At 70.8% G+C, this 25,135-nt stretch carries 21 protein-coding genes and 1 pseudogene; 7 read left to right on the forward strand and 15 right to left on the reverse strand.

Annotated elements, in window-relative coordinates; translation table 11 throughout:
• Nucleotides 1-21: 21 nt before the first annotated feature.
• From AB0A95_RS03585 to AB0A95_RS03595, 3 genes are all read right to left on the reverse strand, one after another.
• Nucleotides 22-1,485 carry an aminotransferase class V-fold PLP-dependent enzyme gene (locus AB0A95_RS03585; protein WP_357553993.1) on the reverse strand — a complete coding sequence of 488 codons (1,464 nt, stop codon included), beginning with the start codon at nt 1,483-1,485 and terminating at the stop codon, nt 22-24.
• Nucleotides 1,475-3,160: an ATP-binding cassette domain-containing protein gene (locus AB0A95_RS03590; protein ID WP_357553994.1), complete on the reverse strand. Its 1,686-nt coding sequence runs from the start codon at nt 3,158-3,160 to the stop codon at nt 1,475-1,477. The genes AB0A95_RS03585 and AB0A95_RS03590 overlap by 11 nt, the downstream gene beginning before the upstream one ends.
• A 111-nt stretch (nt 3,161-3,271) precedes the next feature.
• Nucleotides 3,272-3,892, reverse strand: coding sequence for a TetR/AcrR family transcriptional regulator (locus AB0A95_RS03595; RefSeq protein ID WP_357553995.1), 621 nt, complete (start codon nt 3,890-3,892; stop codon nt 3,272-3,274).
• A gap of 117 nt (nt 3,893-4,009) precedes the next feature.
• On the opposite strand from AB0A95_RS03595, the gene AB0A95_RS03600 reads away from it, so the two are divergent.
• Together AB0A95_RS03600 and AB0A95_RS03605 are read left to right on the forward strand one after the other, a co-directional pair.
• Nucleotides 4,010-4,726 carry an SDR family oxidoreductase gene (locus AB0A95_RS03600; RefSeq protein ID WP_357553996.1) on the forward strand — a complete coding sequence of 239 codons (717 nt, stop codon included), beginning with the start codon at nt 4,010-4,012 and terminating at the stop codon, nt 4,724-4,726.
• A 33-nt stretch (nt 4,727-4,759) separates the two neighbouring features.
• On the forward strand, nt 4,760-4,990 hold the full coding sequence (locus AB0A95_RS03605; RefSeq protein WP_357553997.1) for a 4-oxalocrotonate tautomerase family protein: 231 nt from the start codon (nt 4,760-4,762) through the stop codon (nt 4,988-4,990).
• Nucleotides 4,991-5,054: 64 nt separating this feature from the next.
• Here AB0A95_RS03605 and AB0A95_RS03610 read toward each other — a convergent pair whose 3' ends face one another.
• The gene (locus AB0A95_RS03610; protein ID WP_357553998.1) at nt 5,055-5,888 is read right to left on the reverse strand and encodes an alpha/beta hydrolase; all 834 of its coding nucleotides are present in this window, start codon (nt 5,886-5,888) and stop codon (nt 5,055-5,057) included.
• Nucleotides 5,885-6,469 (reverse strand): TetR/AcrR family transcriptional regulator, encoded by a 585-nt coding sequence (locus tag AB0A95_RS03615; RefSeq protein WP_357553999.1) that lies wholly within the window; start codon nt 6,467-6,469, stop codon nt 5,885-5,887. The genes AB0A95_RS03610 and AB0A95_RS03615 overlap by 4 nt, the downstream gene beginning before the upstream one ends.
• Before the next feature lie 763 nt (nt 6,470-7,232).
• Here AB0A95_RS03615 and mmsA point away from each other — a divergent pair.
• The 4 genes from mmsA to AB0A95_RS03635 all read left to right on the forward strand — a co-directional run bounded on the left by mmsA (nt 7,233) and on the right by AB0A95_RS03635 (nt 12,593).
• Entirely contained in the window at nt 7,233-8,780 is a 1,548-nt protein-coding gene (gene mmsA, locus AB0A95_RS03620; protein WP_357554000.1) for a multiple monosaccharide ABC transporter ATP-binding protein, read from the forward strand.
• Nucleotides 8,777-10,066, forward strand: coding sequence for a multiple monosaccharide ABC transporter permease (gene mmsB, locus AB0A95_RS03625; RefSeq protein WP_357065367.1), 1,290 nt, complete (start codon nt 8,777-8,779; stop codon nt 10,064-10,066). Before mmsA ends, mmsB begins: the two co-directional genes overlap by 4 nt.
• 54 nt (nt 10,067-10,120) lie before the next feature.
• Nucleotides 10,121-11,224, forward strand: a complete 1,104-nt coding sequence (locus AB0A95_RS03630) for a sugar-binding protein (RefSeq protein WP_357554001.1) — start codon at nt 10,121-10,123, stop codon at nt 11,222-11,224.
• 112 nt (nt 11,225-11,336) lie between these two features.
• The gene (locus AB0A95_RS03635; RefSeq protein ID WP_357554002.1) at nt 11,337-12,593 is read left to right on the forward strand and encodes an ROK family transcriptional regulator; all 1,257 of its coding nucleotides are present in this window, start codon (nt 11,337-11,339) and stop codon (nt 12,591-12,593) included.
• A gap of 163 nt (nt 12,594-12,756) precedes the next feature.
• On the opposite strand, the gene AB0A95_RS03640 is transcribed toward AB0A95_RS03635, so the two are convergent.
• From AB0A95_RS03640 to AB0A95_RS03655, 4 genes are all read right to left on the reverse strand, one after another.
• Nucleotides 12,757-14,367 carry a hypothetical protein gene (locus AB0A95_RS03640; protein WP_357554003.1) on the reverse strand — a complete coding sequence of 537 codons (1,611 nt, stop codon included), beginning with the start codon at nt 14,365-14,367 and terminating at the stop codon, nt 12,757-12,759.
• Between the two features lie 186 nt (nt 14,368-14,553).
• Nucleotides 14,554-15,543, reverse strand: a complete 990-nt coding sequence (locus AB0A95_RS03645) for a transporter (protein ID WP_357554004.1) — start codon at nt 15,541-15,543, stop codon at nt 14,554-14,556.
• Nucleotides 15,540-16,430 carry an ABC transporter ATP-binding protein gene (locus AB0A95_RS03650; protein ID WP_357554005.1) on the reverse strand — a complete coding sequence of 297 codons (891 nt, stop codon included), beginning with the start codon at nt 16,428-16,430 and terminating at the stop codon, nt 15,540-15,542. The genes AB0A95_RS03645 and AB0A95_RS03650 overlap by 4 nt, the downstream gene beginning before the upstream one ends.
• A gap of 87 nt (nt 16,431-16,517) precedes the next feature.
• Entirely contained in the window at nt 16,518-16,925 is a 408-nt protein-coding gene (locus AB0A95_RS03655) for a GntR family transcriptional regulator (protein ID WP_357554006.1), read from the reverse strand.
• A gap of 186 nt (nt 16,926-17,111) precedes the next feature.
• Between AB0A95_RS03655 and AB0A95_RS03660 the strand changes: the two are divergent.
• A pseudogene (locus AB0A95_RS03660) lies at nt 17,112-17,246 on the forward strand (divalent metal cation transporter); the annotation flags it as partial.
• Between the two features lie 160 nt (nt 17,247-17,406).
• Here AB0A95_RS03660 and AB0A95_RS03665 read toward each other — a convergent pair.
• Genes AB0A95_RS03665 through AB0A95_RS03690 form a run of 6 tightly spaced genes read right to left on the reverse strand, consistent with a single transcriptional unit; the run spans nt 17,407 to nt 24,918 of the window.
• A complete protein-coding gene (locus tag AB0A95_RS03665) occupies nt 17,407-17,679 on the reverse strand; it encodes a hypothetical protein (protein WP_357554007.1) in 273 nt (90 codons plus the stop codon).
• Nucleotides 17,680-17,725: 46 nt separating this feature from the next.
• Entirely contained in the window at nt 17,726-20,590 is a 2,865-nt protein-coding gene (locus AB0A95_RS03670) for a hypothetical protein (RefSeq protein WP_357554008.1), read from the reverse strand.
• Nucleotides 20,587-21,699, reverse strand: a complete 1,113-nt coding sequence (locus tag AB0A95_RS03675; RefSeq protein ID WP_357554009.1) for an AAA family ATPase — start codon at nt 21,697-21,699, stop codon at nt 20,587-20,589. The genes AB0A95_RS03670 and AB0A95_RS03675 overlap by 4 nt, the downstream gene beginning before the upstream one ends.
• A 14-nt stretch (nt 21,700-21,713) precedes the next feature.
• Nucleotides 21,714-23,063, reverse strand: coding sequence for a VWA domain-containing protein (locus tag AB0A95_RS03680; RefSeq protein ID WP_357554010.1), 1,350 nt, complete (start codon nt 23,061-23,063; stop codon nt 21,714-21,716).
• Nucleotides 23,060-24,451: a hypothetical protein gene (locus AB0A95_RS03685; RefSeq protein ID WP_357554011.1), complete on the reverse strand. Its 1,392-nt coding sequence runs from the start codon at nt 24,449-24,451 to the stop codon at nt 23,060-23,062. The genes AB0A95_RS03680 and AB0A95_RS03685 overlap by 4 nt, the downstream gene beginning before the upstream one ends.
• Nucleotides 24,451-24,918, reverse strand: coding sequence for a hypothetical protein (locus tag AB0A95_RS03690; RefSeq protein ID WP_357554159.1), 468 nt, complete (start codon nt 24,916-24,918; stop codon nt 24,451-24,453). Before AB0A95_RS03690 ends, AB0A95_RS03685 begins: the two co-directional genes overlap by 1 nt.
• Between the last annotated feature and the right edge of the window lie 217 nt (nt 24,919-25,135).

Here is a 25,135-nt window from a genome sequence, read left to right on the forward strand (position 1 = left end):
CCGCGCGGCCCACGACCCGCGTCAGCAGCGCAGCCGGGGTGGCAGCGGCGTCTCGGCGCCGGCACCACGGTTGAGGTATGTCGACTGGACGAAGGCGACGAAGCGTTCCGCGTCGGTCGCTGTGGACGCCAGTCCGAACGAGACACGGACCGCGCCGCCGGTCGGCAGGCGCAGCGCGGCGAGGTAGTCATCGATCGTGTCGACCCGTGCCAACAGCCGCCGCCGCACCGACTCCCGGCTGATGCCGAACGCGCCCTCGCCCGCGCCCGGATTGCAGAAACAACCGGTACGCAGGGAAAACCCGGCTTCCGCCGACTCCCGCGCGACGAGCCGCTCGTCGACCAGGGTGCCGTCCGGGTCGCGGAGGTTGAACGTCACGGTGCCGCCGCGGCCCGCGCCCGTCGTCGGCCCGTACACCTGGACCAGGGGTTGGCCGCTGGCGTGCCGCAGCGTGGTCAGCCGCTCCAGCAGCCACTCGGTGAGCAGGCCGACCCGGGCGTGCACGAGGTCCACGCCGATCGAGCCCAGCCATCGCAGCCCGAACTCCACGTCCGGGATGCTCAGGAAGTTGAGGGTGCCGTCCTCGAACGCCGACTCGTCGTCCATCGACCGGTGCCAGTCGCCCTGAACGCTGACCGCGCGGATCGTGCCGCCGGCGAACCACGGCCGGCGCAGCCGGGCCAGGGCGTCGCGGCGGGCCACCAACGCACCGACCCCGGTCGGGTAGCCGAAGAGCTTGTACCAGCTCAGGCACACGAACTCTGGCCGGACGACGCTGAGGTCCAGCCGATTCGTCGGCGCGAAGGCGGCGGCGTCGAGCAGTACGTCGTACCCGTGCTGGTGAGCCAACTCCACCCAGCCCAGCGGGTGCTGCACGCCGGAGAAGTTGCTCTGCGCCGGGTAGGCGAACAGCCCTCGCCGACCCCGACCCCACCGCCCGCCCAGCCCGCCACGGCTGGCGTCGAGCACGGTGACCAGGTCCGCCTCGGCGACCCGCAACTCCGGCCCACTCAGCGGTACGTAGCGCACGGGCGAGCCGGCCGTGCGAGCGTACTCGCGGATGCCGTTCACCGAGTTGTGGTTGTCCCAGGTCAGCACGAGCGGAGCGGCGCGGCCGAAGTCGTACGCCTCGCCGACCAGCCGACACGCGCCTGTCGCGTTCGGCGTGAAGACGACCGCGTACTCGGACGGGTCCGCGTGGAAGAAGTCGAGCACCGCGCGTCGTGCCGACTCCACAAGGGACCCGGCCGCCGCGCTCGTGGGACTTTCCGAGTGCGGGTTGCCGTACAGGCCGGCGAGCAGCCGATCGTGGTGTTCGCGGACCTGGGCGAGCGCCGCGACCCCGGCCCCGGCGTAGTCGAGGTACACCTGCCCGGCGGCGTCCAGGTGCCGATACTCGGTGGCGCGCAGTTCGTCGAGCCGGCCCGTGGCGGTGTATCCCGGCAGGGTCGTGGGGGAGGTGTGCGGTGGCGGCTCAGGTCGCACCACGGGTGTCCCGTCGGAGGAGCACCGCCCAGGCGGCAGCGAGGAACAGCGCCGTGAAGCCGCCGAGCACCAGCCAGTTCACCCACACCGGCCGGGAGAAGCTGTCCCCGTAGGTGGCCAGCAGCGGCGGGCCGAGCGGTGAGCCACCGTCGCGCCAGAGTCGTTCCACTCCGGCGGTGTGCCCCAGGCCCTCGAACGCCCAGCGGTTGGACATCGCGAAGCTGAGCCACTGACCGCCGACCGCCATGGCCGGCACCGGCAGGATCGCGCCGACGAAGAGCACCTGCGGAAAGCAGAGCATCGGCAGCAGGAGCGTCGCCTGGGCCGCGTCGGAGACCGCCGCGGAGCACAGCAGGCCGAGGGTGAGCGCCGCCGCCGAGGAGAGCAGCAGTGTCGCGTACAGGGCCGCGAAGGCGGTGCCGTCGACCGGCGGCAACCGGTCGATCCCCCGCAACACCCCGAGCAGGGCCAGGTCCACCAGGGCCAGCAGCGGCAGCAGCACCGCGACCTTTCCCATCAGGTACGGCAGCGGCCGGACACCGGTCAGCCGCTCCCGGCGCAGGATCGGCAGCTCGGTGCAGATCTGGAGCAACCCGTAGGTCAGCCCGAAGAAGAAGCCGCCGAACGCGATCCAGAACAGGATCATCACGGTCACTGTCGGGCTGGGTCGGGTCGGCTCGAACGCCCCGGGCCGGAACAGCAGCGCGAACATGCCGAGCACCAGCAACGGCGAGCCGAGCAGGATCGCCAGGGTCAGCCGGTTGCGGACGACGATCTCCGCGTTGCGGGCGGTGAGGACGGCCCACTGGCGCAGCCGGCCGACCCGCCGAGGCGGTGGTGTCGCACGCTCACCGCCGCCGATCGCGGGGGCCGGCGGGCCGGCCTGGCGGTACGCGGCGAAGCGGTCGGGCCACTCGGCCGGGTGCGAAGCCTCGTCGAGCCGCGGGTGCACCTCGGCGAGGGACCGCAGGTCGAAGAACTCCCGGGCGGCGGCGGGTGTGCCGGCGAACGCCAGGCGGCCGTGTCGGGTCAGCACGACGACCTGGTCGCAGTGGTCCACGTCGGTGATCTGGTGGGTGGTGAGCACGACGGTGGTCCCCGTGTCGGCGAGCGTACGCAGGACCCGGAGCGTCTCCACGGCGATCGCCGGGTCCAACCCGGAGGTGGGCTCGTCGAGGAAGAACACGCCGGGCCGGGCGAGGAGCTCGACGGCGATGCTGGCGCGTTTGCGCTCGCCACCGCTGAGGAGGCCCACCGGCACGGCGGCCCGTTCGGTGAGGCGTAGTTCGGTGAGCACCTCAGCGACCCGGTGGGCCGCCTCGGCCGGCGCGGTGCCGGGTGCCAGGCGCAACCGGGCGGCGTGGCGCAGGGTGCGGGCCAGCGGCAGCTCCCGGTGGATGATGTCGTCCTGCGGCACGAAACCGATCGCGCCCGCCGCTGTCGTGCCGTCGACTGTCACGGTGCCCGCCGTCGGCCTTCGCACCCCGGCCAGCAACTCCAACAGTGTGGTCTTACCGGCGCCGCTGGCACCGATGATCGCGACAAGGTGGCCCGGTGCGATGGCCAGCGAGATGTCGTCCAGGATCTGGCGACCACCCCGGACACGCTGGCCCAGACCACTGGCGGCGATGCCGACGCCGGTACGCGGAGGAGAGCTGGTCTGCTCGGTCGTCATGTGGGGTGCCCGATCCGGTCGGTGGTGGTCCGCCTGAACATCGTGCCCCGCCGATGCTACTGAGCGGGCGCGCAGTGCGCCCGGAGTGGACGGTCAACGACCGTCGTCCGTTCAGCCGGTGGTGGTCCGTGCCTCCGCTGGTACCTGGAGAAGATCAAGGCAGTTGCGCCACAGCATGTCCAGCTGGGCCGGGTCGTTGAGCAACTTCGCGAGCAGGACCCGCCCCTCGATCTGCGCGACGATCGATCGGGCGGCCTCCCGGCTGTCGACCGCGGGGCCTGCCAGGCCGCGTTCCTTCGCCTCGACGACGACCTGTTCGATGAGGCTGATCTGCTCCTCGAAGATCTCCTGGAGCCGACCGCGGATCTCCTCGGCCTGGTTGCTGAGCTCCAGGGCGAGGTTGCCGAACAGGCACCCGGCGACCACGCCGGCCTTCTGCTGACCGGCGCTCTGGACTTCCTCGGTGGCCTCGAACAGGTCGCGAAGCCGCTGTAGCGGGTCGCGCTCGCCACCGAGCAACTGCTCCCACTGGCGGCGCTGGGTGACCCAGTGCTCGTCGATGACGGTGCGGGCGAGCGCCTGCTTGGACTCGAAGAAGTAGTAGAAGCTGCCCTTCGGCACTCCCGCGACCGCGCAGATCTCGGCCACCCCGAGCGCCGTGTAGCCGCGCTGCTCGATCAGCGTGGCGGCCGCGTCGAGGATCTTGTTCCTCGCGTCACTGGTCCGTCCCATGCTTTGACGATACACGACCGGTCGGCTAGCTTTTAGTAGACCAGTCGTCTAGTGGTCGTGTGGTCGGACGATCCGGTCTCGGCCGCCAAGCCCCAAGCCAGTAAGGAAGTGGTTTCCATGAGCACCAGTCAGGGACAGAAGGTCGTTGTGATCACCGGGGCGTCCCAGGGCATCGGCGCCGACCTCGTCGCCGCCTACCGCAAGCTCGGGTACGGCGTCGTGGCGACCTCGCGCTCGATCGGCGCATCCGACGACCCGGAGATCGTCACGGTCCGGGGCGACATCGCCGAGGCCGACACGGCAGAGCGGGTGGTCGCGGCCGCCCTGGACCGCTTCGGGCGTATCGACACGCTTGTCAACAACGCCGGCGTCTTCGTCGCCAAGCCGTTCACCGACTACACCGACGAGGAGTTCGACCTGGTCACCGGGGTCAACCTCGCCGGCTTCTTCCACCTCACCCGGCGCGTCCTGCCGCACCTGCTGGCCGTCGGCGCCGGGCACATCGTCAGTATCACGACCAGCTTCGTCGACCAGCCCAGCTCGCACGTCCCGTCCGTGCTCGCGTCCTTGACCAAGGGCGGCCTCAGCTCCGCGACCAAGTCCCTGGCCATCGAGTACGCGGGTCGCGGGGTACGGGTCAACGCCGTCGCGCCCGGTGTCATCAAGACCCCGATGCACCCGGTCGAGACGCACCAGGCGCTCGCGGGCCTGCACCCGGTCGGCCGGATGGGCGAGACCAGCGACGTCGTCGACGCCGTCGTCTACCTCGAGTCCGCGCCCTTCGTCACCGGCGAGATCCTGCACGTCGACGGTGGCCAGAACGCCGGTCACTGAGCCCGCCTGTCAGCGCCGAGAGAGGAGCAGACGATGCCGATCGTCACCATCCAGATCACCCGCGAGGGCAGCACGCCCGACGCGTCCGCGGCGACCGCCGAGGAGAAGGCCGCCCTCATCAAGGGCGTCAGCGAGTTGTTGCGCGACGTCCTGAACAAGCCGTTGTCGTCGACCTTCGTGGTGATCGACGAGGTCGAGACCGAGAACTGGGGTCGCGGCGGCCTTCCGGTCGACCAGTTCCGCCAGCGGCAGGTGCCCGAGTAGGCCGAGGAGGCCCGCCGATGCGGCGGGCCCTCCGCGTCTGCGGTGTCGCGGCCAGCCGGCTCGGCTAGGAGGCCGGCACCGCGGCGAAGAACTGCCGCAGGGCGTCGGCGACCAGGGTGGGCGCCGTCATGGTCACGAAGTGCGACTGGCCCGGCCAGACGACGTAGCGGGCCGCCGGAATCGTCCTGGCGAGAGTGTTCATCGTGGCGGGCATCGGCTCCCAGGTGTCCGCGCCTGCCAGCAGGAGAGTCGGCACGGCGATCGAGGACCACCGCGCGATGTCGGTGCTGTCCTGTGCGAGGGCCTCAAGGTCGTGCAGCCAGCCGATCGCCGAGCGGCGGGCCTCGACCGGGTCGGGCACCCGATCGGCCGCGCCGGCGGCGATCGCGGCGACGATCTCGGCCGGGACCCGCGTCACGTCGTTCAGGGCCGCTGCCATCGCGGCGGCGTCGTCGCGCTCCAGGGCGGCACGGTACCGGTCGAGCAACGGCGCGATCTCCGCCCCGGCCGCGAAGAGCGGCGGCTCGAAGATGGCCAGGGAGCGGACGTCGCGCGGATCGGCCAGGGTGGTGTGCAGCGCCAGCGTCGCTCCGTAGGACGCGCCGACGAGATGAACCGGTCGGCCCGAGGAGCGGCGGGCCGCCCCGATGACGGCGAGCAGGTCGGCTCTCTCGTCCCGGAAGGATTTGGTGCCGGCCGGGACGTCGCTGGGGCCGTAGCCGCGCCGCGCCGGCAGCCACACCTCGTGGTCGTGCGCGAGGTGCCCCGCCACCGTGGCCCAGGAGTGCAGCCCGCCACCCGAGCCGTGCACCAGGATGACGGGGTCTCCGACGCCCAGGCGTCGCACCACCAGGCGGGTGCCGTCGGCCGACTCGACCGACTGGTCACGACTGTTCACCGCTGCTCCCGTTTCCCGGTTGGCCAGTTGCTCACTGTGGTGTGGACCGCGTCGAGGATCGAGTGCCACGACGTGTCGATGGCGCGGGGATGCCCGAAACCGTCGACGATTTCGAGAGTCGTGAAGCCGTGGAAGGTGCTGCGGACGAATCGCACCGCATCGGTCAGCGCCGGCTCGTCGAGCCCGTAGCCGCGCAGCATCGCGTAGCTCAGCTCGATCAGGCGCAGGTGCCCGGCCGACCTCGTGCCGACCTGGGGCGGCAGCGGGAGCTGCGTCGCCGCGTACTGCCCCGGGTGCGCCACGGCGAACGCGCGCCAGGCGTCGGCGAACGCGACGAGAGCCTGGTGGCCTGCCCGCCCGGCCACGGCGATCGCGAGCTGGTCGGCGAACGTGGCCGCCGCCCGGACCGCGACCTGCTCGATCAGCGCGTCGCGACTGCGGACGTGCACGTACAGCGCGGCGTCCGAGACACCGAAGTGCCGGGCGACGGCCGCGACGGTCAGCCGGGACAGGCCGACCGCGTCCGCCAGTTCGGCGGCGGAGGCGGAGACGCGCGCGCTGGTCAGACCCTGCCGTGGCATCCCGAACCTTTGTTCCGCTAGGAAGAAACTTAGGAGGCCTAAGATAGCACCGCCGCGCGGAGGGGTTGGGCGGGGTCGACACGGTGATCGACGCGGTCGGGTTCCAGGCCCCCGGCCGGGAGCGCCCCCGGTCGGGGGCGCCAGCTACCGGGAGCGCCCGGGCCAGGTCGTCGCCGACGCCGCCCTGCTTCAACCGCCCGAGAGCGCGGGGTGATCAAGGTGGTGCCGCACCCGAGCTGACGGGCCGGCCGCAGGCCCGATTCGCCCTTAAGGGACGTTAAGTCGCGGATCTCTCTCCTGGTGGCGGGCGTGAGGATATGATCATCGTCGATCCGGTCCGTCGATGGAGGCGTGGGTCACACCGTCGGCCGAGGGTCGTCCTGGCGTCCCGGAGGTGGGGCCGGCGTCGCGGTCCCATCGCGATGACTCGATAGCGCCGAGCGCGTGGTCGTGCGCCATGCGTACGGCCCGTCGCGGATCGTGCCTGGTGGCGAGCCTGTCGAGGGGGTCCGGTGTCGATCATGGCGACGCCGGCCATTTGACAACGTTGCCACAAGCAGGCGAAGGTGCCGGGAGGGGCTGCGGGGGCGGCTGTGACAGGCGAAGACTGGGTAACGTCGATATTGCCGGATTGTTACATTTTCAACAGTCCCTCGCCTTGCGGATGGCCCTCCGGCCGCAATACGTTGCCGTCAACAACAAAACCAAGTGAAGGTTCAACCTTCCGGAGGCAACCGATGACGTTGGCGAGGTGGTACGAGCGATGAGCAGCGTGCCGATCCTCCTTGAGATGCGCTCCATCACCAAGGAGTTCCCCGGAGTCAAGGCCCTCTCCGACGTCAACCTGGTGGTTCGCGCCGGCGAGATCCATGCCATCTGCGGCGAGAACGGTGCGGGCAAGTCCACGCTGATGAAGGTTCTCAGCGGGGTCTATCCGTACGGCAGCTATGACGGCCAGATCGTCTACCAGGGGTCGGAGAGCAAGTTCTCCGACATCCGGGCCAGCGAGAACGCCGGAATTGTGATCATCCACCAGGAGTTGGCGCTCATCCCGGGCATGTCGATCGCCGAGAACATCTTCCTCGGCAACGAGCCGCGCAAGCGGGGCGCGATCGACTGGAAGGCCGCGAACCGGATGGCGCTGGACCTGATGGCCCGGGTCGGCCTCCAGGAGGACCCGGACACCCTGATCAAGGACATCGGGGTCGGCAAGCAGCAGCTCGTGGAGATCGCCAAGGCGTTCGCCAAGGACGTGAAGCTGCTCATCCTGGACGAGCCGACGGCCGCCCTGAACGAGGCGGACTCGCGGCACCTGCTGGACCTGCTGCGCGGGTTCCGCTCCCGGGGCATCACCTCGATCATGATCTCGCACAAGCTGAACGAGATCGAGGCGATCGCCGACCAGATCACCATCCTGCGCGACGGCCGGACCGTGGAGACCCTCGACGTCAAGGCGGACGGGGTCGACGAGGACCGGATCGTGCGGGGGATGGTCGGCCGTGAGCTGAGCAGTCGGTTCCCGGACCACACCCCGAAGATCGGCGACGTCTTCTTCGAGGTCCGCGACTGGAACGTCCGGCACCCGATCTCCGCCGAGCGCCAGGTCTGCAAGAACGAGAGCTTCGTGGTGCGCCGCGGCGAGATCGTCGGCTTCGCCGGTCTCATGGGCGCGGGCCGCACGGAACTCGCGATGAGCATCTTCGGCCGCTCCTACGGGGTGTACGAGTCGGGCACGATCATCAAGGACGGCAAGGAGATCGTCCTGAAGTCGGTCGCGGACGCGATCGACAACGGGCTCGCGTACGTCAGCGAGGACCGCAAGGCGATCGGCCTCAACCTGCTCGACGACATCAAGACGTCGACGGTGGCCGCCAAGCTGTCCAAGATCTCCCACCACGGCGTCCTGGACGAGGTCGAGGAGTACCAGGCGGCCGAGGCGTACCGCAAGGAGTTGCGGACCAAGGCCCCGACGGTCGACGAGAGCGTCTCCAAGCTCTCCGGCGGCAACCAGCAGAAGGTCGTCCTGGCGAAGTGGATGTTCACCGACCCGGACCTGCTGATCCTCGACGAGCCGACGCGCGGCATCGACGTGGGCGCCAAGTACGAGATCTACGGCATCATCCAGCGGCTCGCCGACCAGGGGAAGGGCGTCATCGTCATCTCCTCGGAGCTCCCTGAGCTGATCGGGCTCTGCGACCGCATCTACACCGTGTTCGAAGGCGCCATCACGGGCGAGATCGCCCGGGCGGACGCCACCCCGGAAAACCTCATGAAGCAGATGACCTCGACGAAGAAGTTGGCCTCCCGATGAGCCGTATCAAGGACCTTCAGAAGAATCTGTTTGGAGGTACGACCTCCAACGCGCGCCAGTTCGGGATGATCTTCACCCTGGTGGCGATCGTCCTGATCTTCCAGATCTGGACCAACGGGCTGACGCTGCGCTCGGACAACCTGATCGCGCTGTTCCAGCAGAACTCGTACATCCTGATCCTGGCCATCGGCATGCTCATGGTGATCGTCGCCGGGCACATCGACCTGTCGGTCGGCTCGGTCGCGGCCTTCACCGGCATCCTGGTCGCCAAGTCGATGACCGAGTGGGACCTGCCGTGGCCCGCCGCCATCGTGTTCGGCCTCGCCATCGGCGCGGTGATCGGCGCCTGGCAGGGGTTCTGGGTGGCCTACATCGGGGTGCCGGCGTTCATCGTCACCCTGGCCGGCATGCTGCTCTTCCGCGGTGGCAACCAGTTCATCGGCAACGCGCAGAGCATTCCGGTGCCGGAGGGCTTCCGGGACATCGGCTCCGGGTTCCTGCCCGAGTTCGGCCCGAACACCGGCTACAACAACGCGACGCTGCTGCTCGGCCTGGCCGCCGCGGTGGCTGTGGTGTGGCGCGAGCTTCAGGCCCGTAAGACCCGTCGGGCCATGGACGCCGACCCGGCGCCCATGTGGATCTCGGTGCTGCGAATGGCCGTCATGGTCGGCGTGATCGCCTTCGCGGCGCTGCGCTTCGCCAGCGGTCGGGTGGGCACCAGCTTCCCGATCTCCGGCATCATCCTGCTGGTTCTGGTGATCGCCTACTCCTTCTACACCCGCAACACGGCAGGTGGCCGGCACATCTACGCGGTGGGCGGCAACTCCCGGGCGGCCGAGTTGTCCGGCGTGAAGCTCAAGCGGGTCAACTTCTTCGTCATGATGAACATGTCCGTCCTGGCCGCGCTGGCCGGCATGATCTTCGTGGCCCGTTCGGCGGCCTCCGGACCGCAGGACGGCAACGGCTGGGAGCTGGACGCCATCGCCGCGGTCTTCATCGGTGGCGCTGCCGTCGCCGGCGGTATCGGCACCATCAGCGGCTCGATCGTCGGTGGTCTCGTCATGGCCGTGCTCAACAACGGCCTCCAGCTCGAAGGCGTGGGCACCGACAAGGTCCAGATCATCAAGGGCCTGGTCCTGCTGCTGGCCGTCGCGGTCGACGTCTACAACAAGAGCCAGGGGCGCTTCTCCATCATCGGGAGCCTGATGCGGCCGTTCCGCCGCGACGACTCCGCCTCACCGCCGGACGCGGAGCGCGAGCCCGCCAAGGCAGCGGTGTCCGGCTGACGGCCACCGACCCCTCACCACCCCGTTCCACATCCAGAAAGGCAAGTCCTCACCATGCGTAAATTCTTCGGCACGTCGGTGGTCGCCATCAGCGCCGCCGCCATGCTGGCCCTCGCCGGTTGCGGCTCCGGCCGTGACGGCGACTCCGGTTCCAAGGGCGATGCGGCCAAGGGCTTCGCGGCCAACTCGCTGATCGGCGTGGCCCTCCCGGCCAAGACCTCGGAGAACTGGGTCCTCGCCGGTGACCTGTTCACCAACGGTCTCAAGGAGGCCGGCTTCCAGGGTGACGTGCAGTACGCCGGCGCGTCGACCACTGTCGCCGACCAGCAGGCCCAGATCACCGCCATGGTCACCAAGGGCGCCAAGGTCATCGTCATCGGCGCGACCGACGCCGCGCAGCTGTCGACCCAGGTCGCCGCGGCGCACCAGGCCGGCGTGAAGGTCATCGCGTACGACCGCCTGATCAAGAACACCCCGGACCTCGACTACTACGTCGCGTTCGACAACTTCAAGGTCGGCCAGCTCCAGGGCCAGGCCCTGCTGGACGGCATGAAGGCCAAGAAGCCGAACGGCCCGTACAACATCGAGCTGTTCTCCGGCTCGCCGGACGACAACAACGCCGGTGTCTTCTTCGACGGTGCGATGAGCGTGCTCAAGCCCGAGATCGACAAGGGCAACGTTGTCGTCGCCTCCGGTCAGAAGGAGGTCAAGCAGACCGCCATCCAGGGCTGGAAGGCCGAGGGTGCGCAGGCCCGCATGGACCAGCTGCTGACCTCGACCTACGGCACCAAGCCGCTCGACGGCGTCCTCTCCCCGAACGACACCCTGGCCCGCGCCATCCTGACCTCGGTCAAGGGCGCCGGCAAGCCGATCCCGGTCGTCACCGGCCAGGACTCCGAGGTCGAGTCGGTCAAGTCGATCGTCAAGGGCGAGCAGTACATGACGATCAACAAGGACACCCGCAACCTGGTGAAGGAGACCATCAACATGGTCAAGGCTCTCCAGGCCGGTGACAAGCCGCAGGTGAACGACACCAAGTCCTACAACAACGGCAGCAAGGTCGTCGACACGTACCTCCTCCCGCCGGTCGCCGTCACCAAGGCGAACGCGGCCGAGGCGTACGCCACCGACCCGAAGCTCGCGCCGCTCACCAAGTAATCACCGCACGGTAGGCAGCAACGCCGATGGGTCCCGGGTCTCCTCTACCGGGACCCATCGGCGTCCTCGCGCCCCCGCGCCAACCGGCTTCGACCCGGAAGGAGGTCTGACCGTGGCGACACCCGTCCGGGCCAGGCCAGCCGGCGTCGGCCGCACCACCGAATCCCCGCCGCCGTCGGTCCCCGGCGCCAGCCAGGAGGAGATCCGGCGGCAGAACCTCGGCGCCGTGCTGCGCTACGTCCACCTGCACGGGCCGACGTCCCGCGCCGAGTTGACAGGCCGGCTCGGCCTCAACCGCAGCACCATCGGCGCCCTCGCCGCCGACCTGGTCGCCAGCGGCCTGGTCAGCGAGGAGGCGCCGACCACCGCCCGCCGCGCCGGTCGCCCGTCACTGGTGGTCAGTCCCCGCTCCGACCGGGTCTACGCCCACGCGTTGAGCATCGACGCGGACCGGCTACGTGCCGCCCGGGTCGGCCTCGGTGGGCAGATCCTCGACCGGCGGGAGATCCCGCGACCCAGCGGCATGTCGGCGACCGACGCCGTCGGACCCCTCGCCGGCCTGGTCCGGGACATGGAACGGTCCGTGGCCACCGACGCCCTGCTGGTCGGCGGCGCCGCCGCGGTCACCGACACCACCCGCGACCCGGACGGCCGGATCCGGGTCGCCAGCCTCGACGAGACACTCGCCGTCGCACTGGAGGCGGAGTTCACGGGAACACCCGGCTTCGTGGCCGGTGACCTGGCCGACATCGCCGGGCTGGCCGAGCACGTCCGGGGCGTGGCGGTGGGCATCCACGACGTCATCTACCTGCACGGCGACCTCGGCATCAGCGCCGGCATCATCGTCGGTGGCCGACTGGTGATCGGCCACCGCGGCCACAGCGGCAAGGTCGGCCACATGGTCGTCAACCCGAACGGTCTGCCCTGCGGCTGCGGCTCACGTGGCTGCTGGGAGACCGAGATCTCCGAAGCCGCGCTGTTGCGGCACGCGGGCCGTGACCCGAGCGACCGCGGTGCGGTGGCCGAGGTCCTGCGCGCGGCGGCGGACGGCGACCGCACCGCCCGCGCCGCGGTCGAGCAGGTCGCCGAGTGGCTCGGCTTCGGGGTGGCCAACCTGGTCAACGTGGTCAACCCGGACGCTGTGGTGTTCGGCGGGTCGCTGCGCCACATCTTCACCGCCGGGGCGGACGTCGTTCGCGAGCGGTTGGACACCATGCCGCTGCCCGCCTCCCGCGAGCACCTGCGGCTGCGCGCCGCGGCACTCGGCCGCGACGCCGTTCTCATCGGCGCCGCCGAGTTGGCCTTCGACAAACTCCTTGCCGACCCGCTGAACGTCGGCGTGGCCGGCCAGATCGGGCCCACCGAGTAGTCCACGACCGCGCGACGGGCACCCGGGTGTGTGTGCCGTCTTCCTGTCGTTCACCACCGTCGTACTGACGGCGCGGTTCCCGTACGCCCGCTACCGGCGACTGGCCGGCTGACCCGCCCGAGGGATGCGCCCCCGGTGGTCGACCCACCGGGGGCGCGGTCGGTCAGCCGGCCGGCCGCAGCACCCGGCCGGGGCCGGCGGCGTTGTCGGCGACGGCCTGGCTGCGCTGTGTCCCGGTGACGCAGACGTCGTCGCCGATGAACGCCTCGCGCCACACGTACCCGGCGACGCAGGTGTGCGGGCCGTACGGGCCACTGACCCAGCGGCTCGTGGCGACCGCGTTGTCCGCCAGCACCTGGGAGCGGGTCGTGCCGCTGACGCAGACGTAGTCGGACTGGTCGGCGTCGCGCCAGACGTACCCGCTGACGCAGGTGTTCGGGCCGGACACCAGGCGGGCCGGGTTGCGCCGGGACGCGGCGGCGGCGTTGTCCGCGGCGGCCTGGCTGCGCTGCGCCCCGGTGACGCAGACGTCGTCCCCGGCGTACGCCTCACGCCACACGTACCCGCTGACGCAGGTGTGCGGGCCGTACGGGCCGTTCACCCAGCGGCTCGCGGCGGCGGCGTTGTCCGCCGACACCTGGCTGCGGGTGGCGCCGGTGACACAGACGAGGTCGCCGGCACGGGCCTCGCGCCAGACGTACCCCTGGAGGCAGCGGTTGACCACGTCGGTGGTCACGGTCACCGACGCGGTGTTGCCGGAGAGCCAGTTCACGCCGATCTGCACACCGTTGGCGTTGAGCGACTGGGCCGGGCCGCCGCCGGGCCCGGTACGCAGCAGGGTGGGGGTGCCGTTGCGGACCTCGTGCAGCAGCACGGTGTCGGCGGGGATGCCGGCGCTCCAGCCGGTCTTGCGGCGGAACTCGACGGTGTAGTAGCGGAACAGGTCGGCCGGGTCGAACGGGATCCGGATCAGCTGTGTGCCGCTCGCGGCGGGCACCTCCAGCGGGGCCAGGGTGACGGTGCGCGAGCCAACCCCGTCGGCGGCCATGGTGAGGATCCGGTTCTTCGGCAGCCAGCCCAGCTCGTCGCGGTGCGGACCGTTGAGCCCGACCGCGCTCGTGCCGTAGTTCGCGGTGGTGAACGCGTAGATGTTCATCGCGCTCATCTCGTCCCACGGGTCGTCGTACTCGCCCGGTTGGGACCAGGGCGCGTTCTGGTACGTCGTGTCGTTGGAGAACGAGTGGCCCAGGTTGTAGCCGTGCAGCATCTCGTGCGCGGCGAAGCCGACGTTCCAGGCGCCCGGGTCGAGCAGCACCCGGCCGCCGGCCGCGCCGGAATCCACCCAGTCGTTGAGCATGACCGCGATCCGGTTGCCGGCGGGCACCGCGTAGCCGGCGGTCGCCGCGGTGTCCACGCAGCGCTGGATCCGGGTCCACCTGTCGATCGACTGGAACTGCGCCAACGTGTACGGCATCGAATACCAGCCCCGCACCACCGAGCCGGCCAGGGACACCCGCCCGCCGGACTGGTCGGCGAGGTAGTCCGCCACGCCGCCGGTGCCGACCCCGGTCGCGGTGAGGAAGTTGGCGAAGTGCGACGTCGGTTGTGGCTCCGCCGGCTTGTCGCTGAACTTGCACAGCAGCACCGACCAGGCGGTGGCGTTGCGGATCGGGCTGGCCGTCGCCGGCGAGGGCGACAACACCACCGCGCCCAGCACGGCGCAGCCGAGCGCCACGGCCGACGCGGCGACCCGACGGAGGATTCTGGACTTCACGCGTGCTCCCATCCCTGTGGCCCGGCCAACCCGGGCCCGGAGTCCACATCGGAGCACTGAGGGTGAGTTGATCGGCACGTTGAGTCGCGTAGGCGACGGGCCGGAATCCGACTGCGCGGACCGTCGACGGCCCGCCGGGCGGGTGATCGCCGAGCCCCGTGGCCCCGGCGATCACCCGTCGAGCGGCTACGCGATCCGACGCACCCGGCGGATGGCGAGGTAGAGCAGGAGCACGGCCAGGGCGACGAAGATGCCGGTCTCGATCCCCTGGAACAGCCAGAACCGGTCCGCCGGTTGGTACAGCTGCCAGTTGTACGCGCCCGGCTCCAGCCCCCACTCCGCACCGCAGACCCGACCGTCCGGGCCCTTGCCGCCCGGCGGACACTGGATCCGGCCGCCCTCCGCGATCATCGTCCCGTCGGGGTTCCGGACGCCCTGGGCGAGGACCCAGTCCCCCCGACTGACCTCCGGTGGCCCTTCCCCCTCGGTCGAGAAGGTCTGGGTGCGGGCCGGCTGGTAGTGCCGTCGGGCCAGCAGCTCCACCGCCGCCCGGACGCCGATGTAGCCGGCAAGGGTGATGCCCATGGCGGGCAGCATCCGCTTCCAGACGGTGCCGGCGAAAACGCCGAGCGCCACGGCGAACAGGGTGTACCCGATCGGGACGATGCCTTGGAGATCAAAGATGATCATGCCGAATCGGCCCTCGTGCGCGGACTTGGTGAGCGGATCGACCCACCAGGACATGCCTAGGCCGTAGATCGTCGCGAGGACCAGCGCCGCCGCGCCCACCAGCCCGAACTTCACCAGGGCCCACCGGGTCCGGCCGATGCCCTGGGTCCAGACGAACCGGTGTGTGCCGTGCTCCACCTCGCGGGCGACAAGCGGCGCGCCCCAGAAGAGGCCGACAAGGACCGGCAGGGTGATCAACAGTACGGCCACCAGACTGAGACTGGAGTACCGATCGCCGAAGCGCCGGAAGCCCGCATCGCAGGTCTCCCGGGTCGCCTGCGCCACGTCGGCGCGGGCGAGTTGGCTGGCGCAGTCCGTCAGCCCGAGGTCGGCGTAGGTGTTCCGCATGGCCAGGCCGATGGGCACCAGCAGGGCGGCCAGCGCCACGAGCCCCAGCACTGTGTAGAACGCCTGCTTGCGGTGTTGCCGCCAGGTCAACCAGATCATGCCGCCACTCCCCACTCGCTGTGCCTGGTCGGCGTGGTGCCCTCGGCCAGATAGGCCAGCACGACGTCCTCCAGGCTGACCTCGCGGACCGTCCAGGCCGGGTCGGTGACCGGGCCGTCGGTGCGGACCAGCAGCGTGGACTGCCGATCGGTGTGGCTGGCCCGGACCACGGCGGCGACGCCCCCGATGACGCCGCCGTCGTGCCGGGGGCCGACCAGTTGGCGGTGCTCGGCGACCAGATCGTCGACCGCGCCGGTGAGCTGCACCTGGGCGGAGTTGAGCACGATCAGGTAGTCGCAGACGCGTTCCAGGTCGGCCAGCAGGTGCGAGGAGAGCAGGACCGTGGTGCCGGATTCCGCGACGCTGCCCATCAGCGACTGGAGGAACTCCCGCCGGGCCAGCGGGTCGAGGCTGGCCACCGGCTCGTCGAGCAGCAGCAGCCGGGGCTGCTTGGCCAACGCGAGGGCGAGCGCGACCTGCGCCCGTTGGCCGCCGGAGAGCTTGCCGACCGGACGGTCCGGGGGGATGCCGAGCTGCGCCAGTCGCTGGCGGGCCAGCATCGCGTCCCACCGTCTGTTCAGCTTGCCACCGGCGATGACCAACTCGGCCGCGGTGAAGTCCCGGTAGAGCGGGGTGTCCTGGGCGACGAACCCGATGTCGGCCAGCCCTTCCGTGTCGCCGTACGGGGATCTGCCGAACACGCGCACCTCGCCCGCGTCGGGCTTGAGCAACCCGACGGCCAGGTGCAGGAGCGTGCTCTTGCCCGCACCGTTCGGCCCGACCAGCGCGGCGATCCGGCCGGCCGGCAGGTGCAGCGAGCAGTCCCGCAACGCCCACGTGCTGCCGTACCGCTTGCCCAGCCGGTCGGCCTCCAAGACCATGTCCATCCTCTGTCCTCTCGATCCGCCGCGCCCGTCGCCTCGTGGCGGTGCGGCGCTTGCTTCGGTGCCTTGTGGTTCGCTCGCCGCGCTCGCTCAGGCGGGCTCCTTCTGCGGGGTGTCGTCGGCGAGGGTGGCGCGCAGCGTGGTCTCCACCAGGGCGATGACGTCCTCGGCTGAGAGGCCCGCGGCCTGCGCGCGCTGCAACCAGGCGACCAGGTCCTCGCGTAGCTCGGCCTGGTTGGGCAGGGACGCGCCGGCCAGGGTGCGCCGCACGAAGGTGCCCACCCCGGGTCGGCCACCGACCAGACCCTCGATCTCCAGCTCCCGGTACGCCTTCAGCACCGTGTTCGGGTTGATCGCCAGTGACTGCGCGACGTCCCGGACCTTCGGCAACTGGTCGCCCGGCGTCAGCAGGCCGACGCGCAGCGCCTGCTTCACCTGCTGCACGAGCTGCATGTAGGTGTTCACCTTCGACCGGCTGTCCAACACGAACTCGATCACTCGTGATGATCCTTCCTGTTGTCCTACGACAGTAGGACTAATAGACAGCTTCATCGGTGCCCTCGCCGCTGTCAAGCGCGGCGCGGCGGGGCGGGCAGATCCGGCGCGGAATCGTGCCGACGGGGAGGCGTTCGATGGTCACCGACGAACTGGCGACGTCGAGAGCGACTCCACTACAGGCGGCCCGAGCTGTGTCGGGAGCGACTGCCCCGGCCGCTCAACCGGCTGATGTGGGTGCAGGCCGGGTTGGTCGCCATGGCCACCGACCTGGCCGAGGTGATCGGTGGCGCGGTCGCCCTGTACCTGCTCATCGGCATCCCGTTCGCGCTGATCCCGCACGGGCGTGGCCGGTCGAGCCGAGCGTCCGGGCGGCGACGTCCGCACGAGCGTGATGCCGGTGAGTCATCTTGATGACTCACCGGCATCACACGCGGTGGCAACCCTGCCCCCGGAGTGGACGGCCGGGCCGGCGGTGTGCGCGTCAGGTACGACGGCCCTCGTCGCGGGTGGGGATTTCCTGGCGCTGTTCGAGGGCGTCGGCCGGGTTGGCGTCTGCCGGCAGCGACGTCACCTCCTCGAGCGTGCCCGCCGGGAAGGCGCCCTGCTCGGCCAGGTCCGCCTCGGACGCTTCCGGGTCGACGTCACCCGACACCCGGTCCGGCGGCCCGTAGTCGACGGCGTCCTGCCGTTGCTCGTGGGCGTCCGCCTCCGGGGGAGGGAACGTGTCGCCCTGATCATCTGAGTACGTGCTCATCGGAGCCTCCTGCCCGGCGGTTGTCGACATGCCGCCGGGCCGCTGCCTACCCGTCGCGGTCGACCTCACGCCTGGCGGCCGTATCGCGTCGACCAGTGGCCGAACCGGCCCGGAACGCGGCTACGGCTTCCAGGGTCTCCGGATGGGTGGCCAGCAGCGCGGCCGCTCCGCTCAGGTCGGCGGGTGGATCTTCCGCTGGCAGCCACCCGCCGTCGTGACCGAGCAGGCCGGCGACCGCGTCGACCGTCTCCGGATGGGCGACGAGCAGCAGGCCCACCTGCCGCTGCGGCGCGGCGGTCGTGACCGCCTCCCGCGTCGGGGGCGGGGGTGTCAGCCACGGCGGAATCCAGGCATCCAGCTCGGTCAGCGCCCCCGGGAAGGTGCGTCCCGCCTCGCGGACCAGCATCGGGACCAGCTCCGGCCCCTGGTCGCGCATTGTCGTGATCAGGGTTGGCAACCAGGGCAGCAGCACCGGGTCGGGCAGCCGGGCGAAGGCGGTGGACATCGTCTCGACGACGAACGGCGCCAACCCGGGCACCGGCTCCAGCGCGTGCACGAGCCCGGCAAGATACTGCGGGAAGGCGGGCACCACCAGCGGGTTGGTCAGCAGGTCGGCGCACCGGGCCCGCAGCTCGGCCAGCGGCAGCACGCCGAGCTGGTGTTGGCCCGCCCAGAGCAGGGCCACCTTCGCCGGTGCCGTCGGGTGTGACTGCGCGACAGCCAACTCCAACTGGGACCTGTCGCAGCCCAGGGACAGCGCCAAGCCCTCCATGGAGAACAGGAAGCCGAGCATCGCGGCAACCTGTCGGACCTCCGTCTCCTCCGCGGCGATGGCCGTCGGCAGCAGGGTGCAGTAGTGCGCGTAGCCGGTGGTCACGAACGCCTCGCACCAGGCCGGCAGGATCGGCCTGGTGGCCCGGTAGTGGGCCAGCAGGCGACGGATGCGGCGCAGCACGTCCGGGGCGCCGTCAGCGGTGCGCTCGGCACCGAGCAGGTCCACCGCCCGCGCGCCCAGTTCGTCGACCAGCCGCGGGCTGTCGAGCAGCCGGATCGCGTCCTCGACGGCGGCGAGCGCATCGGAGGCGGTGGCGTCAGGGCCGCGTACCGCCCGGCGCAGTCGCTGCTCCAGCACCTGCTCGACGGTGACCCCTTCGTAGCCCAGCTCGATCAGCGCGCGTTGGTTGCGGCCGAGCGCCAGATCCCAGCTCTCCTGGATCGAGCGGTGTCCGAGCCGGCGCTCACCCATGATCGGACGCACCGCGTCCGGTGGCAGCAGGTGCCGCAGGATCCACAGCAGGTCTGAGCAACGGGCCAGCTCCGGTTGGCCGGTCAGATCCAGCAGCGCCCGCTGTACGGTCCGCTTCTCGAGGGCGAGGCCGAGCGGCTGGAGTCGGTCGAGGACGTCACGGGCCAGTGGCGGCAGGGCGTCGTAACCGACCTGACCGATCCGGTCGCCGCCCAGCAGGATCTCGCAGAGCCGCCGCACGTCCCTCCGGCCGGGCACCACGTCCTTCTCGATACAGGTAACCGCGGCGTCGGCGAAGTCGTACGGGGTGGGTCGAGCCCGATTGCGCAGGCCAGCCAGGAGGACCGAGGTCTCGAAGACGGCGATCGCGTCGGCCGTGCTGGCCAGGTAGCCGTTGCGGCGGGCCAGCCGGACGATGTCGACGCACCAGCCGCGCAGCTCCGCCTCGTCCAAGCCGTCCAGGTCGGGTGGTGCGGCGAGGAATCTGGTGAGGGAGTCGCTGACCGGACCGGCCACCGGCGAGGGCATCGTCGTGGCGAGGCCCCGCCGGCCGCGGGTCGGCGCGGTGCGTTGTCCGTCCAGCCGGTACGGGGACAGCCGGTGCCGGCTCACCGCCGTCGTCCAGGTCGCCGCCGCGATCGACACCGAGCCGGGTGCCAGGCTGAACTGCGCCTCGATCGCGGAGTGGCTTGACGGAATCAGCCCGTACCGCCAGCGGGTGTCGGTGCGTGGCGTGATCTCGAAATCGGCCGCGGCCGAGCCCAGCCCGAACTGCTCGACCCGGCTGGCGGCGTGGAACGCGCCGCAGACGTAGAGGCAGTCGGCGGCATCGACGCCGGAAGCGGCCAGGTGCTGACGCATTCGCGTCCACATGTACCGCTCGCGGTCCTCGTCCCGGCCCAGGCGGTCCGAGTCGGCTGGGCGCAATCGCCGGAACAGGCTGCCGATCAGCACCATCACCTGCCGGTAGGTGTCGTAGTCGGCGCCGGCGAGCGGGCGTTCGACGTACTGGTCCCACCACTCCGACCAGTGCCGCACCTTGCCGTGGTGCAGCAGGTAGGCCTCCAACTCGGCGAACCGGGGCCGCAGGTCACCGATCTCCACCCCGACGGCGTCGCCGTGCAGCCCGGACTCGTCGCCCGCGTCAGCCCCGGTGTCGTCGTCGGCCGCCGGACTGGTGCGCGGTGACCACTGGAAGACGTGGTCGGTCGAGCGGTCCACGAGCACCAGCTCCACGCCCGGGGTCTCCAGCGCGTACGCGATGGCCTGGTATTCCGCCGACGCCTCGGTGATCGGGGCGACAACGCTGAGCGGACCCCAGTCGGCGGGGAAACCGGACAGCTCCGACGCGAACGCCTGCACCGCGACCGGCAGACGGCAGTTGCGCAGCTCCCCGAGCAGCGGCTGAAGATCCTCGCACAGCTCCAGATAGATCACCCGAGGTTGCTTGGCCCGGAGCCGCCGCACCATCGCCAGAGCGGAGGCTGGTGAATGATGGCAGACCGGGAAGATCTCCAGCCGCTCGCCGAGCGCGCGGTCGACGTCGTCGACCATGCCGGCCAGGATCTCACCGAGTGCGTCGGGGGAGCCCGCGAACGCGGAGACCGCGTCGCTGAGCTGCTCGCGCAGTGCGCCGAACGTGCCGGCGGCGGTCGGTGCGGTCACGACAGGGACGCAATCGCCTGACGACCACCGTCCAGAAAGCCCGCCCACCCGTCGTCGTCCTTGCGTGCCCGCGGCTCCACCACGCCGTGCAGGTATTTGTTGAGGATCGCCAGGTCTTCCGGGCTGCGCCGGGCCAGCGACCCGACCAGCGACCCGGCGATCGTGGCCGCCCGCAGCGTGCGGTCGCCGAAGAACTGGCTGTGCAGGATGGCGTCCTCCAGCACGCCGATCTGTTCGGCGGTGGACAACGCCGACTCCAACTTCTCGTCGTCGCTGGTCGCCGCGGCGGCACCGGCTCGCAGGTCGGCAAAGCTCTGTAGCAGGATGTCCAGCAGGGTGGGTGGCACGTCCAGCTCGATCTGGTGCCGGCGCAGCAGCTCCTCCGTGCGGAAGCGGACGATCTCGGCCTCGCTGCGCTTGTTGGTGACCACCGGGATCCGGACGAAGTTGAAGCGCCGTTTGAGCGCCGAGGAGAGGTCGTTGACGCCCCGGTCGCGGCTGTTGGCGGTGGCGATGATCGAGAAGCCGGGCTGGGCGAAGACGATGTTGTCCTGCTCCAACTCGGGGATGGCGACGTACTTCTCGGAGAGGATCGAGATCAGCGCATCCTGCACGTCGCTTGTGGAGCGGGTCAGCTCCTCGACGCGGCCGATCACCCCGCGCTCCATCGCCGTCATGATCGGCGACGGAATCATCGAAGCCCGGGACTGCCCCTTGGCGATCACCATGGACACGTTCCACGAGTACTTGATGTGGTCCTCGGTGGTGCCGGCGGTGCCCTGCACGACGAGTGTCGAATTGCGGCAGATCGCGGCGGCCAGCAACTCGGCCAGCCAACTCTTGCCGGTGCCGGGGTCGCCGATGAGCAGCAGGCCGCGATCCGAGGCCAGGGTGACGATGCTGCGCTCGACGAAGCTGCGGTCACCGAACCACTTCTGCGGGATCTCCCGGTCGAGGCCGTCGGCCCGCTCGGAACCGAGGACGAACAGCCGGACCATGCGCGGGCTCAGCCGCCACGAGAACGGCTTCGGGCCGGTGTCGACCGACTCGAGGAAGTCCAGCTCGTCGGCGTACGTGACCTCGGCGGGGGCGCGCAGCATCTCGGACATGAGGGGTTGCTCTCCTAGGTGAGGAAGTTCTTCAGCTCGACGACGAGCTTGCGGATGTGGCCGGAGATGACCGGGGTGCCCTGGTCCTTCAAGCGTTGCCGGAACCAGGGGTTGACGCTCTGCTGCCCGGAGCTGCTGACCGAGCCGACCGGGATGACCTTGACGCCGGAACGGTGCATGGCCTGGAGCCCGTCGAAGACCGCCTGGTGGTTGACCTCGTAGAAGTCGGAGATCCATACCAGCACCGTGTTCTTCGGCTCGGCGATCTTGGGCCGGGCCAGCGTCAGCGCCGCCGTGCCGTCGGTGCCGCCACCCAACTGGGTACGCAGCAGCACCTCGAACGGGTCGTGCACCCACGGGGTGAGATCCAGCGCCCGGGTGTCGTACGCGACGAGGTGCACGTCGACCTTCGGCAGCCCGGCGAAGATCGAAGCGAGGATCGTGCAGTTGACCATCGAGTCGACCATGGAGCCGGACTGGTCGACAACGACGATGAGCCGGGACGGCGTCGTACGCCGCGCCGTGTGCCGGTAGTAGAGCCGGTCGACGTAGAGCCGTTCGTCGTCCGGGCTCCAGTTGGTCAGGTTCTGCCAGATGGTCCGGTCGAGGTCCAGGTTGCGGAACACCCGCTTGGGCGGCACCGACCGGTCCAGGGTGCCGACGCTGGTCTGTTGCACCTGCGTCCGAAGCACCTCGGCGACCTCGTCGACGAAGCGTCGGATCAGCGCCTTCGCGTTGGCCAGCGCCACGCCGGACAGGTTGGCCTTGTCGCGCAGCAACTGCTCGATCAGCGACATGCTCGGAGTCAGCTGACTGGCCAGCGTGGGGTCGGCCAGCACCTCCCGCAGGTGCATCCGCCGGACCAGGTCACCCTCCAGCCCGGCGAGGGTGCCGCCCAGCCCGCCGCTCTGGCGGCGCAACTCGCCGGGCTCGCAAGCGAGGGCCTGCTCGAACCAGCCGGCGTCGGACTGCCACCGGGCCAACTGGGTGGCGCTGACCGGGCCGGAGCCGGTGGCGAACACGTTGAGCAGCACCTTCGACACCAGCGCCGCCCGGCGCACCTCGGCCTCGCCGGGCCGGAAGGTCGCGGCGTCACCAGGGTCGCTGTCGTCCGGCACGTCGTCGGAGGTGAGCAGCCCTCGCAGCTCCGCCGCGAGTGCCGGGAAGCGCTGCACGACGGTGTCCACCGAGACCGCCGGGTCCAACAGGGTGGCGGGTAACCCGAGGTCCTCCACCACGGCCACGCTCGCCGACTCCAGGCTGGGTTGCTCGTCGCGGTCGAACAGGCGGGACAGCAGCCGCCAGTAGAGAACCTGTCGGCGGTTGGCGTCGGTGGACGCCCCGTCAGCGGTCGGCTCGGTCATCGGCGCAGCAACCGTCCCGCGCGCTCGCGCAGCACGGCCACGGCGTCACCCGCTCGGGCCTCCTCCTTGGCGATCTTCGGATCGGTCACGCCGCACGCCCAATCTCCGTTGTGCGCCTGCACCACCCGCCGCTTCACCGTGGCGCGCACCGCCAACGGTTGAAGCTGCCATTGGCCGTCGTCCCAGCGCAGCAGGCCCAGGCAGGCCGACGCGGTGGCGACCAGGTCGGTGGTGAGGGGGCCGGTGGCCGGCAACCGGTCGACAGCCAGCACGACCCGTTCGCCGTCCACGTCGACGGCGAGTGTCCCGTCCTCGTCGCGGACCGGGTTGCCCTCGACGAGCACGGGCTCGGCGATGCCCGCCGGGTGCCGGTCCAGTGGGGCGGTCGCGGCCGCGTTGGCGGCGGGCAACAACACCCGGGCCGTCGCGAACGGATCGGCGGGCTCGTCGAGCCGGACCCGATCGTCGGCCCAGCCCAGGTCGCCGCCGCGCAGCGGCAGGTCGGTGACGGTCAGTGCCCGGTGCTCGGCCAGGGCGGTGAGCAGGAGCGGGTGCGCGGACAACAGCCGCCAGACGGCTGGCCCGACGATGGTGTCCACCTTGGCGGCGGCGACCGCCGTGCGGATCAGCTGCGGCTGCCCGCCGCCGGCCGGCTCCAGGACGGCGTGCAGCTGAACCTGCACGGCCGTGTCGTGGGTGTGCACGTCCACGCCGAGGGGCAGCAGTCGCCCGGAGACCCGTGGTGCCTCGTCGCTCTGCTGCGTGCCTTCGGTGAGCAGCACGCCCCGGGCCCAGAGGTCGCCCCAGCGGCGGGCCGGCACCTGCGCCATGGTGGCAACCGGCACGCAGGCCCGTAGCTCCGCGGCGAGACCGTCGAGCAGCACCGCGATCCGTCGTGACGCCGGCACGGCCAGCGCGGCCTCGACCACCGTCGCGGCGGCGGTGAGCAGCTCGTGGTCGACGCCCCGCCACCCGGTGACCGCCACCTCGTGCCACCACGCTCGGGCGCCAGCGAGGGCCGGCGGCGTGTCGCTGGGCGCGGCGCCCGGGGCGGTCCAGGGTGAACGAGCCCGGCCCAGGGCCGCGTCGCACTGCCCGAGTAGGGCGTCGTGGGCCGCGCCAAGCAGCGCCGAGCGTGCCCCGGCGAGGACGGTGAGGTGCTCCGGAGTCACCGACCCGGCGGTGATCGCGCCGACCGCGGCGGCGACCGCGTCGGCCAACGGCGTGCCAGCCACCGCGTCGGCCACCGCGGTCAGCGCCGCCTTGTCCCGCTCGCCGATCCGGCCGAAGCCGTTGGTGAGCGCATCGTCGAAGCCGGCGACCACGTCGAGCGCATCGGCCAACCCGACCGGCGCCTCGCGCAGTTGGGCGACCTGGGTGCCGCGCATCAGCGGGTCGCTCCCGTCGCCGGGAACCAGTGCAACTCGGGGAGAGCGACAGTGCTGTCGGGCAGTTCCAGGTAGGAAAGGTGGCGGAGGAAGCGACTGAACACCATCGCCGCCGAGGCGGCCTCTTGCTGCCCGTCCAGTAGGGCCAGCAGCTCCGCGCCGCTGTCCACTCCGTCGCCGATGTCGACCCGCAGGTAGCGGGCCACCCGCGCGGAGCCGTACTGGAGCAGCGCCTCGTCGGCCAGCGCGTGCAGGTGTTTGCACGGGGCGCCGCGCAAGCCACCGCAGGGCCGGTTGTTGTTGGTGCTGCAGTGGTAGGCGTGCGTGCCGGCGGAGACCGACGAGACGTACACCCGCTCGACGTCCGACCCGCTCGAGACGACGCCCTGCAACCGACCGTCGGCCAGCTCGACGAAAGGCACCTTGGCCAACTTGCGGGGCCGTGCTGGCGGCACCACCACCAGCACGCTGCACCGCCGCCATCCGGCGCCGTCGGCGTCCGTCACGTCACGCCCTCCCACCATCGACAGAAATCAGGGTGCCGCGCACGCCCACCGGAAGCCGGCGGCGCTGCGACGACACGATCATGGACTACGGGTACGACAGATCCAGCGGCGGTGCGGCGTGATTTTCGGGACCGTTCGGCGCAACCAGCACGACCGGCGCCCGAGCCGAACCTGGAAG

Origin of the sequence: Micromonospora sp. NPDC049230, from assembly GCF_040647875.1 — a bacterium.
Classification (GTDB): domain Bacteria; phylum Actinomycetota; class Actinomycetes; order Mycobacteriales; family Micromonosporaceae; genus Micromonospora.

Bases quoted from the DNA above. Each gene is read 5' to 3' on its own strand.
- AB0A95_RS03630 (WP_357554001.1), top strand. From the start codon at position 10,121: ATGCGTAAATTCTTCGGCACGTCGGTGGTCGCCATCAGCGCCGCCGCC.
- AB0A95_RS03685 (WP_357554011.1), bottom strand. From the start codon at position 24,451: ATGCGCGGCACCCAGGTCGCCCAACTGCGCGAGGCGCCGGTCGGGTTG.
- AB0A95_RS03605 (WP_357553997.1), top strand. From the start codon at position 4,760: ATGCCGATCGTCACCATCCAGATCACCCGCGAGGGCAGCACGCCCGAC.
- AB0A95_RS03675 (WP_357554009.1), bottom strand. From the start codon at position 21,699: ATGTCCGAGATGCTGCGCGCCCCCGCCGAGGTCACGTACGCCGACGAG.
- mmsB (WP_357065367.1), top strand. From the start codon at position 8,777: ATGAGCCGTATCAAGGACCTTCAGAAGAATCTGTTTGGAGGTACGACC.
- AB0A95_RS03590 (WP_357553994.1), bottom strand. From the start codon at position 3,160: ATGACGACCGAGCAGACCAGCTCTCCTCCGCGTACCGGCGTCGGCATC.
- mmsA (WP_357554000.1), top strand. From the start codon at position 7,233: ATGAGCAGCGTGCCGATCCTCCTTGAGATGCGCTCCATCACCAAGGAG.
- AB0A95_RS03650 (WP_357554005.1), bottom strand. From the start codon at position 16,430: ATGGACATGGTCTTGGAGGCCGACCGGCTGGGCAAGCGGTACGGCAGC.
- AB0A95_RS03665 (WP_357554007.1), bottom strand. From the start codon at position 17,679: ATGAGCACGTACTCAGATGATCAGGGCGACACGTTCCCTCCCCCGGAG.
- AB0A95_RS03645 (WP_357554004.1), bottom strand. From the start codon at position 15,543: ATGATCTGGTTGACCTGGCGGCAACACCGCAAGCAGGCGTTCTACACA.
- AB0A95_RS03600 (WP_357553996.1), top strand. From the start codon at position 4,010: ATGAGCACCAGTCAGGGACAGAAGGTCGTTGTGATCACCGGGGCGTCC.
- AB0A95_RS03680 (WP_357554010.1), bottom strand. From the start codon at position 23,063: ATGACCGAGCCGACCGCTGACGGGGCGTCCACCGACGCCAACCGCCGA.
- AB0A95_RS03615 (WP_357553999.1), bottom strand. From the start codon at position 6,469: ATGCCACGGCAGGGTCTGACCAGCGCGCGCGTCTCCGCCTCCGCCGCC.
- AB0A95_RS03595 (WP_357553995.1), bottom strand. From the start codon at position 3,892: ATGGGACGGACCAGTGACGCGAGGAACAAGATCCTCGACGCGGCCGCC.